The organism is Nocardia sp. NPDC087230 (assembly GCF_044744725.1).
In the GTDB taxonomy this organism is placed as follows: Bacteria; Actinomycetota; Actinomycetes; order Mycobacteriales; family Mycobacteriaceae; genus Nocardia; species Nocardia canadensis.
Map to the genome: position 1 here is coordinate 143,266 of NZ_JBIUYV010000006.1, position 14,362 is coordinate 157,627.

Genomic DNA, 14,362 nt, shown 5'->3' on the forward strand with positions numbered 1-14,362 from the left:
GGGTGTCGCCGATGGCGTCGCTAGCTGTCACCTGCGCCGGAGACGGTCTAGCCGGGCAGTACGTGGGTGCGGAAATCGGCGTCTTTGCCCGCGAGACCTCGTTCGACGAAAACTGCCATGAACTTGATTCCCGCGGATGCGGCGCGCCTCCGCACAAGCGGTATTCGGTAGATCTGATGAACGAAGCGCAATCCTGCCGCCATAGCGGCCACGATCGGCGTCAGCAGCTTGTGGCGCCGAAGCCCCAACTCCTCGGGGACCCGCAGGCCCCCGTACCGAGTAGAGGCGGGCAGTTTCAGCAGGTTCCAGCCGATGGCTTCATGAGCCTTCAACGGCAGCGCGCGAAACCCCGTTGTCTCGGACAGGCCTCGGTAGTTCGCCGCAACAAGCGCCTTGCTCTGCGCGTCTGGCCGGTACAACAGCCCGAGGATGCGAGCGTCTATGTCGCGTTGTACATCGAGGGAACTTTGAATGCACTCCACCGGGGCACCTTGGAGCCGTGCAACCCACTGCCACATCCGCATCCAGGACTCGATTTCGCGCCGGCTCGTCGGTCCGGCAACCCACTGCGCGATCGCTGCGCGGTACCAACCGAACAGAAATACACCTGCACCGAGCGAGAGGGAACTGACCGGCACTCCGTCGAGCGTCCACTTGCCGCTTCTTTGCAGCCCAATCCGAACCATGGTGTGCATGAGTCGTACCCGAACCCACGTCTCCCACTGCTGACCGCCGGGTTTCATGCCCTCGACATCGAACGTCGAGATGAAGCCCCGGGCGGTTTCGAAAAGGCGCCGACTGTAGTCACCACCGTCGCGTAGTCGCCCGGTCGCGGCGAAAACCGCGGCCGTGTGGCTATCGAGGTAACTCCACGGCAGCGCGCCATGGAAGCCCAGGGCGAATCCGATCGGGTTGCGAGCAGCCCAGTCGACGCCATCCTGCAGTTCGTCGAAGTTCAGCCAGGACGGCACATACTCGACTTCAGCCAGGAAGTCGACCGCGCTTCGAATTCCCTGATCACGCAACGTACGAGCGTTGGCGATCAGATCTCCCTTCATCATGTTCCGCGCTCGCATATCCGCGATCAGCGCCTCGCCCAGAGGATCTCCCACGTGATCCCATGCTTCATAGTCGATTTCCTCGGCTGACGCGATCACCTCCCGCGCCGGTATCAACGCCGCAGCAACAGCATCGGCGACTCGAGCGTCGAAGGATGTATGTCCCGTCGGCGGCTCGAACGACGATGACGAACGAACAAACTGGGGCGCCATTGCTTGCAACCTCCTGGGAATGACCATCTCCGGGCTCCCGGCGCCGTGCGCCGCCATAGAACCCTTCAGTGCTGTATGTGACACTGTCACATACAGCACTTGACACTGTCAAGTGGGCCGGTGGCCTCGACATCCGGATCCCCACATCGCGGTAGCGGCGGCGCTCGGCGAGGGCATCCGTCAGCCCTGTTCAGAACCGGAGGCCGACAGGCTGTAGACACGTACCCATGAGCGACGCCACAGCTGACGTGCCCTCTGTGCAATCACTACACGACCGACTCCTCGTCGCCGCTGTCGCCGAGATCGACGATGTCGGCATCGACCGGGCCAGTTTGCGGTCGATCGCGCGTCGAGCAGAGGTGTCACATCAAGCACCAGGGCACCTGTTCAAGAACAAGACCGGCCTGCTCACGACGCTGGCGGTTCGAGTCATTCGATTGCTCGGCTCCCAGATGAGCGAAGCACGGTCGGCCGCGCACGCAGCGGGAACCAACGGCAAGGACCTCGTCGTGGCCATCGGCGCCGCCTACATACAGTTCGCGGTCAGCCGCCCGGCACTGTTCGCGTTGATCAGCCGCTCGGAAATGCTCGACCATACGATGATCGAACTTCGCGAGTCGCTCGATACCACGTGGCAGGTGCTCACCAGCGCCGTTCGCGACGCGCAAGCAGAGGGGTGGCGAAGCGATCAGCCCGTCGAAGATGTCGCGCTCATGTGTTGGTCAATCGTCCATGGTCTGGCCGCGATCCAGATCGGCCGGCTTCAGCCGACCGAACTACGTGATCATGACGCCGTCGAGTTGATCCACTCCGTGGCCGGCCTCCTCTAGCGAGCTGTCGAGCAGGAGAGAAGTCCTTGCCCTGTCGACCGGCCCACCTTGCGACACCAGGTCGATGGTCGACTGATGCTGCGACGTGGGCGGAACGCGCACCCTGTACGCGTCTCAATCACGCGGCGGCACGGCGAAGGTCGAGCTCGTGAGCGTCGTTCCGTCCCAGCGCTTACCGGTCAACGTCACCGCGACGTGGTTGCCGTCGTCGGTGATATCGAGCACTCCGTATTGCCCGCCGCCAGGGAAGACGCCGTGGCTGTACGGCCCACCCTTCACGCTTCCGGGACGGTCCAGAGCCGCCGCCTGCAGGATGGGAAATCCGCCGCCGCCCTGTGCCGAGTAGTCGGAGTTGGTGCCGTCGTCGATGGCCACCATGTGCGCGTCACCACCGACCATCACGAGGTTCCGCATGCCGGCCGTGGCAATCGCGTCGGCGATGTATCGACGTTCCTCCGGATGCCCAGGCCAGCCGTCGCCCCCCGGATTCGCGGCACCGATCCACGGCAAGGAATTCCCCCAGACGACAAGAGCATGTGTGCGACTCGAACGCACCAGCTCATCGACGAGCCAGGCCCGCTGTGCGGCACCCAGCACCGAATCGGACGTGGCACCCGATCGGTCGTCGGTCATGACGAACCGGACCCGCCCGATCGTGAAGGCCTGATTGATCGTCCCCTCCGGCGCGACGAAGGGGTAGTGGGGAACAACCGTGCCGAACGCAGTACGCGACGCTTCTCTGCCCGGCGAGTCCGCCCCGGCGTCATTGGGGCCGTAGTCGTGGTCGTCCCACACGTAGGCGACCGGACTGCCGCGATAGAACGCGGATTGGCCGGGGCTGGTCAGGACCCGGTCGTACGCGGCGAAGAACGGCCCGGGAACAGTGCTTTCGATATTCCCGTAGTGCAGATCGCCCAGAGCCAGGTGGAGCAGCCCGCGCTCGCGGGCCAACGCGTCGAAGACGGCGCCATCCGACCCGACCCTGGCACAGGAGCCCGCGGTGACGCGGAACGACAACGGCCCCACCGCCGGTGTGCGGAGGTGCCCGACGCCGCGGGTACCGTCCGGCTTCCCATCGACGACGACGGTATAGCTGTAGTCGGTGCCGGGGCGGAGCCCGTCGACCTCCATTCGCGCGATCCGATGCTCGCCCGCCGCGACAGCAGGGGACTCCACCACCGCTCCGTCCGCCGCGGTGAGCCGCGCGCTCGCGCGGCTGTGACCGTCGGCCAGCCGGGCATTGACCGTCACCCCGTCGCTGCGCAAGCCGCCCGACCACGACCACTCGACGCGATCCACGTCGAGTACGGGTGCTGAACTCGCCGGATGCGTAGGGCCGAAATAGATGGCGTACACCCGATTGGCGCCGACCCAGGTGCCGACGAGCAACAGCAACGTGACCACCGCCAGGATCACCAGCTCGAGCGCGGTACGCCGATGCTGCCAGCTCAGCCACAACAACACTGCGGGCACCATCGCGCCACCCGTGAGTAGCATCGCGTAGACCGGCTCGTACTCGATGGCGGCGAAGATCCCGAGGCAGCTGGCCGCGAGCGCGATCAGTACCGCGCCCACCGCCTCCCAGCGCCAGGAGATCAACGCACCGAGCGAAACCAGGGCGGCGAGAGTCAACTGCACCGGCGTTTCGATACGCGAACCGAAGACGAAGCCTTCGCCGTTCGACGGCACTCCGACGGTCATGGTCAACACGGCCAGGGTCAGCGCGGCAGCGGCCGCCGACAGGTGGGCGAGCACGCGGACCAGGCGAGCTCCGGAGATCGTCAACGGGATCACCCCGCGCGGGGAATGGTGCTGCTGCGGATGTGGCGACCACAGACAGCTCCGGCAGGCGACGTGCGCACGGGGCTGCTCGATCACCCACCGGGCTCCGAGGACCAGCGCCAGGCCGATACCGGCACCGCCGAGTACGTCGGTGGGCCAATGCAGTCCCTCGGCGACCCGATCGATCGCGGCGGCAGCGGCCGCCAGTCCCATCACCGTGGTGAGCAGGGAGATCACGCGGCGGCGATGCAGCAACGACGCGACTGCCAGCGGCACCAGACCGGCGATCAGGACAGCCTGGATGACATGGCCACTCGGGTAGGAATCCCACGCACCGGCCAACGCCCCGTCACCCGGGCGCGGGCGCTCGATCGCCGCCCGCAACGCGACACTGGCCAGCAATCCGAACCCCGTCGCGACCGCGTAGCCGACGGCGAGCGCCCGGCACCGTAGCGAGGCCAGCCCGACCAGAACCACCAGTACCAGCACGGTTCTCGTGTCGAATGCCGCAGCCGTGAACCGGGACCACAGGGGCGCGGACAATCCGTCGAACCACGCCGCGGCCGTGCGGTCGAAGCCGTCGACCACATACGGCGACGCGGCGACGACCAGCGACAGCAGAGCGGAGGCCGCGGTGGCCGCCATGAACCCGGCGCCGAGCTGCCACGGTGGGCGAGCGAGCCACTCGGCGCCGTCCACCGGCCGGGTGGTCAGCGGGGTGTTGGTCAGCACTCGCGTCAAACGAGAAGGTGGTGCCGGGTAGCGAACGAACACGACCGCGGCGACTGCCGCATAGCAGGCGGCTGCCACCGCCACCGCGAGCGACAGGCTCAGCAACCAGGCGATATCGGCCACCCAGCCCGGCTGCTGGAAGAAGTTGGCGACCGATCCGATCGTCACGTACAGAGCCCCACCCGCGAGCGTCAAGGCGATCAGCAGATAGACCGGCCGCGGCCGCAGGCCACGAGCTGCGGCGGTATCGGGCTCGCCGGTGGCGGTCGCACTACGCGCGACCGCGTGCCCGGCGATGCTCGCTCGTTTGGCGCGCGAGGCGTCATCGCTGCTGCGCAGGAGCTCGCGCAATTCGCTGGCCAGCCAGAACAACAGTCCGACGCTCATGATGGCGGGGACGAAGATGTGCAACCGATCGACACCGAGCAACGCGGCGCGGGCGCGGTCACGGGGTGAGTAGGTCATGGCGTGGTTCCTTCGTCGAGGATCGTCACGGTCCCTGTGGTGCCGTCGACTTCCACGCGGCGTCCGTCGAGCGCGCGTGCGGCGCCGGGGAGGTTGAACACGGCGGGCACGCCGAATTCGCGTGCCAGGATCGCGGCGTGTGACAGTGGACCGCCTTGCTCGATCACCATCGCGCCGCAGCGCATCAGCAGCGGTGCCCAAGAGGGGTCGGTGGTCGTCGCCAGGAGAATCTCGTCGTTGCCCAGCGGCTGATCCGGTCGGGTCAGCCGACGCGCGACACCGCGAAATCGACCGTTACCCGCGGCCCAACCCTGCAGCTGCGGTCCGGTCGTGGCCGTGGTGGGCGCGATTGTGCCGGGGTCGCCTCGGAAGTTCTGTGGCAGCGGCTCGAGCTGCTCTTGACGAAGCACCCGGCGCCGACGGCGATCGAGCACCGCGGGCACGGGCAGCCGCCTCGTGCGCGCGGCCGCCCGAAACTCACCGACGGTCAGCAATTCGATATCCGCCGCGCGGGTGAGGACACCGTCCCGCACCAGCCGTCGACCGAGTTCCAGATGCACCCGGCGGATCTCCCCGCCCAGCAACAGGATCGCGCTCTTGACTCGTTCGCGGCGCTCGAACTGTCCGCGCGCCTCATCGATGAGCCGTTCCACCTGGCGCAGGCGCAGCCAGCGGCCGATGTCGGACTTGGGGCGTCGCGGGCCCCTGTCGATCATCTCCATGACCGCCTCGATCGCGCTCGGCGCAGTTGCGCGCGGTGACCGGGTCGGCGGTTCCTGCCCGGACTCGGCCCAGGTCGGGCCGCAGGGGATCGCCATCGATGCTCGCGGACTGGGCACGATGACCGACCCGGGAACGGTCGACGTAGCCGCCAGTCGCGCCGCGTCCGCCGCCGAACCGAACCGCGCGAGCAGCAACCGAAGCCCTTCGTGAATGGCGCCCGCGTCCGCCGCGACCGTGATCTCGGCAGCCATGGCCCGGGTGGACAGATCGATCAGCGCAAGGTGGTAGCGCATCAGCTCGCTGTCGTCCAGCACCTCCGATCGGGGTGCGGTGCGGTCGATTTCCTGTGCGGCGTGGATCGCGACGTCGGCGTCGAATACGGCGCGGCGCCGGGCTCGCGCCGCGCGAGCTCGGTGCCGCAGCGCGGCGACGCGGGCGGCGAGCCCGCGCGCGGCATCCGGTGCGATCGCCGATCCCGTGACCGCCGCGTCCAGGGCCGCCCGCCCGTGGAGCCGGACCAGCAGCTGGTGTGGCGCGGTCATCGCGCCGAGGGGCAGCGTGCCGAGATCGTCGAACATCGCCCGCAGCGCCTCCTCGACGATGAACGAGCAGACATCCCAGCGCAGCGGCGGCAGCACTCCGGGAAGCATCTCCGCGATGCCCGCGGTGGTGAATTCCGCGCCCGGCAAGTCCCGCGTGTCGGTGTCGCAGGGGTCCTCATCCGCGGCGTTCACCGTGATCGGCCGGGCCTGGACGATCCAGAGCCGGAGTCCGTCCCAGGCCCATTCGATGTCCTGCGGGCGCCCGGCTCGCTGTTCGATCTCGCGCGCGACGGTGACCAATTCCGCGGCTTCGGCCGGGGCTTCGGCCGGCACCTTCCCGTCCGGCACCAGCACTACTCGCGGCGTCTGCTTACCCGAGACCAGCGTCTCCGCCAATCCACGCACGGTCTCGATCCGCACTGTCCCCGCGGGACCGGTGGGATCCTGGGTGAACAACACCCCGGCCCGGACCGCGGGCACCATCGACATGATCAGCGCGGCCATCGCCACGCCCTCGTCGTCGATGCCGAGCGCACGGCGATAGGCGCGGGGCGCCGGGTGATGCAACGAGGAAAAGACTGACAGCACAGCGCTTTCGACGGCCGCCCGGTCGCTGGGATCGACGTCGAGAACCGAGTGGTACTGACCGGCGAACGACGACGCGTCCATGTCCTCCACCGTCGCCGAGGAGCGCACGGCCACGGCGCGGCCTGCGCCTACCCGCTCCGCGACCGCACACACCTCGTCGATCAGGGTCCGGGGAAGACCCGCGCGGGAGAACGCGGCATCGACTTCAGGGGCGGGCACCGGCTCACCGCGATCGAGACGCGCCAGCAATTCGGCGACAGCGGGCCGACGGGCAACGGCACGGTATGCCGCTGCTGTCACGCAGGCCGCCGCGGGGACCTGGATGCCCCAGCCGATCAATCGGTCCAGCGCTGCGGCTTTGCCGCCGACGAGGCCTCCGCTGCACCCGGCCCCCGACAGGATCAGCACCTCGGTGCAGTCGGCCGACGCGGTGGCGCCGAGCGTGTCGATGCTCGTCATGCCGGGTCGTTCCCACTGGTGAGGCCCAGACGGTAGGCGGCGACGGCACGATCGGCGACCCGCTCCACCGGCTCGTCGCCCGCGGCGGCGCGATCTTCGAGCCATCGAGTCAGATCGTCGCGGAGACCGATGGATCGCCGTGCACCGGACAGCCGGACGGCCGCCGCGGCGGTGAACACGATGCTCGCGCCGAAGACGACCGCCAGATCCCAGTTGCGCCCGGCGGCGGCATCGACCAGCCCGATGAGGGAGATCGCGCCGACTGTGATCATCAGCCCTCGCGCATGGTCGCCGACACTCATCGCGCAACTCCCGTGCCGGTGCGAACATTCCTCATCTTGATCTCCTCGAGTCGGACGGGGGCGGGTCGTTCAGCCGACGCCGCGCCGCCGTCGTTTCCCCAATTCGACCAATCCGGTGACTATTTCGTTAGGGCCCCTGGTCCTGGCCACAGGTGCCTTTCGCCACCGGCGATTCCGGCAGCCGAGGGCGTCGGGACGGTTCCAGTGACACGAGCGCGAGCTGTCGCACCGGAGAAGCGCCGGCGATCCCGCTGGTTTGTCGGCGAAAACCCAGGGCCTCACCGACCGTCACCGACGTCATCCAGCGCCGCCAGAACGCGCTCGGCGTCCACCGTGCCCGGACTCACGAGGTCCACGTCGGCGCCGGGGCAGCTGGATCACCACCAGGGGATCGTCCACCGGAACCGCACAGCGGGTGAAGGTCTGCTGATAGTAGGCCGCGAGCTCCTCGTGCTCGAGCGAACCCGGGTAGGCGACATGCGCCACGCCGTCCGCCCAGCGGCCGCGTAGCCGAATCGACACCGGGTGCGGCGCAGCGAAATTGCGCCACCAGGTCTTGGTCTCGGAGCGCGCCACCCGGACGACGGCGAGATCGCCCACCCGCGCGTACGCCACCGGTAGCGCGATGGGCCGTCCGGAACGTCGTCCCCGGTAGCGCAACTCGGTCATCGTGGGCACACACCGCGCGACCAACGGTATTCCGAGAGCCGAGACCAGGAAGGACGCCCCGATGCCAGGGGCGTGAAAATTCGTCGAGAGGCTCATGATCGGATCATCGTCTCGCCACCACGCACGTCGCCAGAAGCCGAAGTCCCTGTCCCGAGGGCATTTCGGACTCCGAACCCGCTCGCGCGCCGTTGTGTGTCGGGCACCGCGCCGACCGGATGCCGAAGTTCGTGCGCCGGGAGCGAATTCGTTCTACCCGAACCCCGATACTTCGCTCTCGTTCCGAGACTCGTCGAGGCCATCGACATCCAGGATGCTGTCGACCGGTCGGCGAGCGGTCCGCGGGGGCGGCGGCGTTCGGGTGTTGTGCAACCACGGGGTCCGGGCCGCCCGCGCGTGTACGGCACGCACTGTCGTCAGGTCACGTTTCGCGCGTCCCCGTGGCGTCAGACCGGTGTGCCGCCACCGAAGCCACTCGCGAGCAGCAGATCGTGCGCGCGGCGCGCGGACTCGGCGGTCCGCGTGGAGGTGTCCGCTTCCGTCGGCAATTGCTCGAGTCCGTGTGACAGCGCCATAACCGCCTCGGTGAGCGTCGTCACGTGCTGCTCGAGTCGCGTCAGACGATCCGGCTCCGGCTGTTCCTCCACGCCGACCGCGGGCAGGTGCAGTTCGCCCGCGATATCGGAGGTCGCCCCGTACAGAAGGCGGAACAGCGTGATCGGCATCCCGGAGAACACGCGCGGGAGCAGGCCGGGGGAGAATTTCGCGTCCAGCGCGTAGGTCACCGCCGCCACCACTCCGGGAACCTCCGCGAGCTCGATCCCGGCTTCCCGGGCGAACTGCGAGCAGAACTCCCGCAGGCCGTGCCGTACCGGAAGGTGACTCGGTACCCAGTTCTCGAAGTACACACCCCGCAACAGCTCCGGCAGCTGCGCGGACAGATGAGCCGAACTGTCGATACCGATCCGATCGCGCACCGTGTGCAACCACGCACGCAGTGCCCGCATGGCGAACCGGCGATCGTCGGTATCGAGACTTTCGGCTACGGCACGTAGCCACACATGGGCCGTGTGGACCGTCGGGGCCAGCGGATCGTGATGGTTCGACATGAGTTCCTCCTGATTGCCGGCACGGGGTTCGGCGAACTTCGCCGAAACGGCGCGAGACCCCGCGGAAACAGCCACGCCAGGCGCACGAGCCACGCCGTCCACCACGCTGTGCCGGTGTAGCTGGGTGAACGACGTCGTTGTCGCCCACCCGGGGATCGTGCTCGATACCTCCATCATCGGCACCGCGGCCGAACCGCCCCAGATCCGAAGGACACCGCCGTCAAGGCTGAAAGCCCCCCGCGTCGAGGACTTCTTCGTCGGTCGGCGGGCCCGGCCGGCGGTTGTCGTGAGCCTTCGCGGATCTACCGAGGACCAACGCCGCAGCCACGCGGGACCTTCGACCGTATCCGGCCGATGCGGGTCCCGGCGAGGCTGGAAACCGACACCGCCGGATCGGAATTCGTGCTCGCCGGCGGCGCGACCGCGGGCGCCGCCGGCTCAGGTCTGGGAGACCCACCGGTGTCGTCCTGCGGTGCGCCTGCCCCGAGAACTTGCCCACCAACGCATCGGTGACCGACGCGGCAGCGAGTCGGACGCGACCGCCGAGATCGCCGACGCGACGGCGGCCTCCGACGTCGCCTGCCCCGGCGCTGTCACGCTGGACACCAGCGCACCACTGGTCGAGACCCTCGCGGTCGCCGATGACACCTGGCATCGCGGCGCGTTCCCGCCCCGCTCCCCCGGACACCGCCCTCGCGACAGCAGACCACTCGGCAGGAACAATCCCAGCCATCAGGAGACGACCATGACACAGCACACCGAGAGCCCGCACCAGATCGCCTCGGCCGCGATCGTCGTGGGAATCGACGGATCGGAAGGATCGATCAGCGCCGTCCGCTGGGCAGCACGCACGGCCGCGGACCGCGGCCGTGCCCTGCGCATCGTGCACTGCACCGAACCGATCGCCGATCGAACGCCGCGCAGCGCCTACGACGCCTTCATCTACGCCACCATGCAGGACATCCGGCGCGCGGCCGAACAGATGCTCGCCGCCGCCGCCGACGAGGCGCGCGCCGCCGCGCCGGCCGTCACCCTGACCACCGAACTCGCGAACGGGCGGATCGCCCGAACGCTCATCGATGCGTCGGCGCACGCGCATCTGGTCGTGCTCGGCGCGACCCCCGCCGCGGGCGCGCTCGCCCATCTGGGCTCGACGTTGCTCGCGGTGACCGCGCACGCCCACGGTGCCGTCGTCATCGTGCGCGGACCCGATCCAGATCGCCGCGACGGTCCGGTGGTGGTCGGGGTCGACGGCAGCGGCGTCGGTGAACCTGCGATCGGCGCGGCTTTCGCCGAGGCCTCGCTGCGCGGGGCCGAACTCGTTGCGGTGCACGCGTGGAGTGATCTGTCGGAGGGGCAGTTCGGCGGTGTCGACTACCTGGCGATGCCGGTTGACAACTTCGCCGTCGCCGAAGAGGCGCTGCTGGCCGAACGCCTGGCCGGATGGTCCGAGCTGTTCCCCGACGTGGTGGTCCGGCGCGAGGTCGAGGTGTTCGGGCCACGCGAACGCCTGGCCCATTGGTCGCAGACCGCACAGCTGCTCGTCGTCGGTAGTCGGGGTCGTGGTGGCTTCCGCGGTCTGCTTCTCGGGTCGACCAGCAACTGGCTCGCGCAACACGCCGAGTGCCCGGTCATGGTCGTGCATCACGACTGATCCGTGACGCCTGCTGTTCCGACGCCGACGCCGCGTTTGTACCGCGACCGCGTCGACCCACGCGTGCCGACACCGACCTGTCGTCGTCGACGGACGAACCGGAGGGGCAGGTCAGGGCGTGACCGGTGACGCCGCGAGTACCGTTCCCGGCGGCAAACGCATCAACGTCGTTCCCGTGTCGGCACGGCGTACCGGGGCGCGGGACGGCCGAAGGTCATCTGATCGGGCCGCTGGTCCTCGTCTCCCAGGACCTTCGGCCCTGACCTCGACCACGGCGGACCGGCCATGCTCGGGTTCATGATCTCGAGGTATCTGCGGCGACTCGACCCACGCCGATCGGTCCTGTGCCTACTCGCCGGGCTGATGGCGACGTGGGCGTTCGCCGGGGCTTTCGGCCTGATCACCGGCGCGGTGCCGTTGAGCCCCGCGTCCGTCGAGCGGATCCCCCTCCACAGCCCGATCCTGGCGGGAGTGGGGCTCGCGCTGGTGGTCGGCCTGCCGATGGCGGTCGTGGCACTGACAGTCACCGACGACGACACGCACAACGCGCAGACGACGTTGGTGGCCGCGTCCGCGCTGATCGGCTGGATTCTGCTCCAACTCGCGCTGCTGCGCGAGTTCAGCTGGCTACAACCGGTCTGTCTCGTTTTCGCCTTCGCCGTTGCCGCTCTGGGCACGCCACCACTGCACGACCACACCGACCTCCGACCGCGAAGCGAGTTGAACTGATGCATGCGCAGGTTGTCTACGAGTCCATGTTCGGCAACACCGCCGCGATCGCCGAAGCCGTCGCGACCGGCCTACGGTCACATTTCGAGGTGACGGTGTCCCCTGTCGCCGAGGCCGTGAATCACCCGGCACCACAGGTCGACCTGCTCGTCGTCGGTGGTCCCACGCACGCGTTCGGGCTCAGCCGAACCGCCACCCGCCAGGATGCGGCGGGCCAGACCGACGATCCCGTCGAGATCGAGATCGGGATTCGAGAATGGCTCGACGCGGCGCTGCCAGTGCCGTCGCCACGGTCGGCCGCCGCCTTCGGCACCAAGATCGCTCATCCGCCCTGGCTGCCGGGTTCGGCGGCGAAAGGCATCGCCAAGCGTCTGCGACACCTGGGGTACCACCTCGCGGCCGCCCCTGCCGATTTCCTGGTCGAGGACATGACCGGTCCGCTTCGTTCCGGTGAGCTCCAGCGCGCCACCGAATGGGCGGCCCGGCTGGCCGCCGCCTCACCGAGCCTCCCGGATGCGCGATGAGCATGCCGGTCGCGCACGGCCTCTCGCGGGTCGGCGCGATCAGGGCACCAGCACGGCGGCATCGACTCACCGCTGATCATCGCTCGGCCCGGCGCCGAGTTTGAGCTCGTGGCCGGGCGGTGCGCTCGGGCACAGCGTCAGCTGTGCTCGGGTACTTCCCTTTCCCGCAGGCGGATACCGGTGACGATGTCGGGATCGATCGTGATGACGGCGTCCATCATGCCTTCCACCCAGGGCCGCAGCCGCCGCTCGTAGCTCGCGATGCGCCCGGGGTCGGAGACGGTGCGGGCCAGTCCGGTCACCGACACCGACCATCCGACGCGGCGCACCGGATCGATCTCGTCGGCGCCGTAGGTGACCACCACCGGCGAGCTGTGGGAGGCGAGCCCGGTGAGCGGGGAGTGCAGGCGGGTCCGCACGACGATCAACCCGTCCTCGTCGAGGAGGTGATTGACCGGGCGGATCGCCGGCAACGCGTCGCGGGTGTAGACCACCCTGCCCATCGGCACGCTCGCCAGCAGACGCAACGCCTCCGCCCGTCCCAGCTCGACTACCTGGCGCTGCGCATCACCCGCGTTCCCCGAGTCGATCACCGCGGGACTCCGGCGAGAGGCGAACGCCACATCTCGATCAGCCGCACCAGGTTTCGACCTCGCCTTCTGTTCGTCGGTCCGGTCCTGATGAGACCAAATAGGCCGAGCGATGGCCTAGTGCCGAAGGCCCCTTCACGATGGGCCTTTCAGCCCTTCGAAGCAACGATGCCGTGGTGATGCGGAAGGCGGCCACCGACCGGCGGACCACCCTGGGGCATGTCATCGCCCCGACGTTCGAGACCGCGCACAGGCGACCAATGGCGAACCCGGCGTGGACGTTCGGCTCTGCCGGGACGCAACCCGCCACGCCATGCTGGCGTCATGGACCCCAGCACGCATCCGGTACCGATCGCGACCTTCACCATCAATCCCACGGTGGATCTGTCCCTGGAGGTCGCGCGCCTGCGACCCGAGGGCAAGTCACGTGCGCGGCTGCGATCGATACGCGGTGGCGGCGGGGGCATCAATGTCGCGCGCGGTGTCCGGCGTCTGGGCGGTACGGCCCTGGCCCTGCATACCGCGGGCAGAGAAGTGGGCGCGCGGTTGAACCGGCTGCTCGACGACGAAGGGCTCGCGCACCTACCCGTCGATATCGGCGAGGACACCCGCGAGGCCCTCGTCATCGCCGAGCGGGAGTCGGCGAGCAGCTACCACGTCGTTCCCGAGGGGCCGACGTTGTCCGCCGCTGAGGAGCGGCACTGTCTCGACATGATCACCCGAACCGCTCGGCACTGCGACTATTTCGTGCTCTCCGGCAGTGCGACGCCCGGTCTGAGCGCGGAGTTCAGTGCCACGGTGGCGCGCACCGTCGCCGATGCCGGCGCCGCGCTGATCGCCGACATCGCCGGCAGCCAGCTGACGACGATGCTGGCCGAACGCGTCTTCCTGGTTCGGCTGGATCGCGTCGAAGCCGCCGCCCTGATCGGCCGTCCGATCAGCGGGTACGACGACGCGTGCGCGGCCAACGCCCTGCTGCTCGAGCGCGGCGCCTGCGAACACGCGATCACCACGGTCGGTGCGCTCGGCGCGGTGTGCTCCGACAGCAACGGCCACCGCGTGATAGCGGCGCCGCACCTGCCGACGCCGCCGCGCAGCGACGCGTGCGCGGGAGACAGCCTGGTCGCGGCGATCACACACCAGTTGGCTGAGGGCGCCGACGTGCCGCTGGCATGCGAGCTCGGGGTGGCCGCCGCGGCGGCCACCGTCATGCTGCCCGGCACCGACATCTTCGAATCCGCGACGGTGGACACACTCGCGGCTCGGGTCCGCGCAGTGCGGGCGACCGGCTCCGTCACCGAATGACGGTGTCCGGCCATTCCGGGCCCACTGTGCCGAAAGTCCCCGTTGTTCAGGTACAGGTGCCCTGCCGGAGGCCGGCCGGTACGGCGACCCT

12 protein-coding genes are annotated in these 14,362 nt (G+C 68.9%); 5 read left to right on the forward strand and 7 right to left on the reverse strand.

Annotation, left to right across the window (positions count from 1 at the left end; all coding sequences use genetic code 11):
• Window positions 1-47: 47 nt before the first annotated feature.
• Entirely contained in the window at window positions 48-1,271 is a 1,224-nt protein-coding gene (locus tag ACIO52_RS21575) for a hypothetical protein (RefSeq protein ID WP_402646175.1), read from the reverse strand.
• A gap of 227 nt (window positions 1,272-1,498) precedes the next feature.
• Here ACIO52_RS21575 and ACIO52_RS21580 point away from each other — a divergent pair, with 227 nt between their 5' ends.
• Window positions 1,499-2,101 carry a TetR/AcrR family transcriptional regulator gene (locus ACIO52_RS21580; protein WP_218719063.1) on the forward strand — a complete coding sequence of 201 codons (603 nt, stop codon included), beginning with the start codon at window positions 1,499-1,501 and terminating at the stop codon, window positions 2,099-2,101.
• 114 nt (window positions 2,102-2,215) lie between these two features.
• On the opposite strand, the gene ACIO52_RS21585 is transcribed toward ACIO52_RS21580, so the two are convergent.
• The 5 genes from ACIO52_RS21585 to ACIO52_RS21605 form a co-directional block, all read right to left on the reverse strand.
• Window positions 2,216-5,080, reverse strand: a complete 2,865-nt coding sequence (locus tag ACIO52_RS21585; RefSeq protein ID WP_402646179.1) for an alkaline phosphatase D family protein — start codon at window positions 5,078-5,080, stop codon at window positions 2,216-2,218.
• Window positions 5,077-7,392, reverse strand: coding sequence for a PEP/pyruvate-binding domain-containing protein (locus ACIO52_RS21590; protein WP_316574471.1), 2,316 nt, complete (start codon window positions 7,390-7,392; stop codon window positions 5,077-5,079). Before ACIO52_RS21590 ends, ACIO52_RS21585 begins: the two co-directional genes overlap by 4 nt.
• Entirely contained in the window at window positions 7,389-7,664 is a 276-nt protein-coding gene (locus ACIO52_RS21595) for a hypothetical protein (RefSeq protein WP_316574470.1), read from the reverse strand. The genes ACIO52_RS21590 and ACIO52_RS21595 overlap by 4 nt, the downstream gene beginning before the upstream one ends.
• A 327-nt stretch (window positions 7,665-7,991) precedes the next feature.
• Window positions 7,992-8,363, reverse strand: coding sequence for a nitroreductase/quinone reductase family protein (locus tag ACIO52_RS21600; protein ID WP_402646182.1), 372 nt, complete (start codon window positions 8,361-8,363; stop codon window positions 7,992-7,994).
• A gap of 443 nt (window positions 8,364-8,806) precedes the next feature.
• Window positions 8,807-9,469: a DUF2267 domain-containing protein gene (locus tag ACIO52_RS21605; protein WP_218719057.1), complete on the reverse strand. Its 663-nt coding sequence runs from the start codon at window positions 9,467-9,469 to the stop codon at window positions 8,807-8,809.
• A gap of 472 nt (window positions 9,470-9,941) precedes the next feature.
• Between ACIO52_RS21605 and ACIO52_RS21610 the strand changes: the two genes are divergently transcribed.
• From ACIO52_RS21610 to ACIO52_RS21620, 3 genes are all read left to right on the forward strand, one after another.
• Window positions 9,942-11,123 (forward strand): universal stress protein, encoded by a 1,182-nt coding sequence (locus tag ACIO52_RS21610; RefSeq protein WP_402646185.1) that lies wholly within the window; start codon window positions 9,942-9,944, stop codon window positions 11,121-11,123.
• Between the two features lie 297 nt (window positions 11,124-11,420).
• Window positions 11,421-11,852: a hypothetical protein gene (locus tag ACIO52_RS21615; protein ID WP_218719055.1), complete on the forward strand. Its 432-nt coding sequence runs from the start codon at window positions 11,421-11,423 to the stop codon at window positions 11,850-11,852.
• Window positions 11,852-12,376: a flavodoxin domain-containing protein gene (locus ACIO52_RS21620; protein WP_316574468.1), complete on the forward strand. Its 525-nt coding sequence runs from the start codon at window positions 11,852-11,854 to the stop codon at window positions 12,374-12,376. The genes ACIO52_RS21615 and ACIO52_RS21620 overlap by 1 nt, the downstream gene beginning before the upstream one ends.
• Window positions 12,377-12,513: 137 nt before the next feature.
• Here ACIO52_RS21620 and ACIO52_RS21625 read toward each other — a convergent pair whose 3' ends face one another.
• The gene (locus ACIO52_RS21625; RefSeq protein WP_308248523.1) at window positions 12,514-12,969 is read right to left on the reverse strand and encodes a pyridoxamine 5'-phosphate oxidase family protein; all 456 of its coding nucleotides are present in this window, start codon (window positions 12,967-12,969) and stop codon (window positions 12,514-12,516) included.
• 321 nt (window positions 12,970-13,290) lie between these two features.
• Here ACIO52_RS21625 and ACIO52_RS21630 point away from each other — a divergent pair, with 321 nt between their 5' ends.
• Window positions 13,291-14,271, forward strand: a complete 981-nt coding sequence (locus ACIO52_RS21630) for a PfkB family carbohydrate kinase (protein WP_316574467.1) — start codon at window positions 13,291-13,293, stop codon at window positions 14,269-14,271.
• Window positions 14,272-14,362: the final 91 nt, after the last annotated feature.

Excerpts from the sequence above, each read along its gene's own strand:
- ACIO52_RS21575 (WP_402646175.1), bottom strand. The coding sequence starts at position 1,271 with ATGGCGCCCCAGTTTGTTCGTTCGTCATCGTCGTTCGAGCCGCCGACG.
- ACIO52_RS21580 (WP_218719063.1), top strand. The coding sequence starts at position 1,499 with ATGAGCGACGCCACAGCTGACGTGCCCTCTGTGCAATCACTACACGAC.
- ACIO52_RS21585 (WP_402646179.1), bottom strand. The coding sequence starts at position 5,080 with ATGACCTACTCACCCCGTGACCGCGCCCGCGCCGCGTTGCTCGGTGTC.
- ACIO52_RS21590 (WP_316574471.1), bottom strand. The coding sequence starts at position 7,392 with ATGACGAGCATCGACACGCTCGGCGCCACCGCGTCGGCCGACTGCACC.
- ACIO52_RS21595 (WP_316574470.1), bottom strand. The coding sequence starts at position 7,664 with ATGATCACAGTCGGCGCGATCTCCCTCATCGGGCTGGTCGATGCCGCC.
- ACIO52_RS21600 (WP_402646182.1), bottom strand. The coding sequence starts at position 8,363 with ATGACCGAGTTGCGCTACCGGGGACGACGTTCCGGACGGCCCATCGCG.
- ACIO52_RS21605 (WP_218719057.1), bottom strand. The coding sequence starts at position 9,469 with ATGTCGAACCATCACGATCCGCTGGCCCCGACGGTCCACACGGCCCAT.
- ACIO52_RS21615 (WP_218719055.1), top strand. The coding sequence starts at position 11,421 with ATGATCTCGAGGTATCTGCGGCGACTCGACCCACGCCGATCGGTCCTG.
- ACIO52_RS21620 (WP_316574468.1), top strand. The coding sequence starts at position 11,852 with ATGCATGCGCAGGTTGTCTACGAGTCCATGTTCGGCAACACCGCCGCG.
- ACIO52_RS21630 (WP_316574467.1), top strand. The coding sequence starts at position 13,291 with ATGGACCCCAGCACGCATCCGGTACCGATCGCGACCTTCACCATCAAT.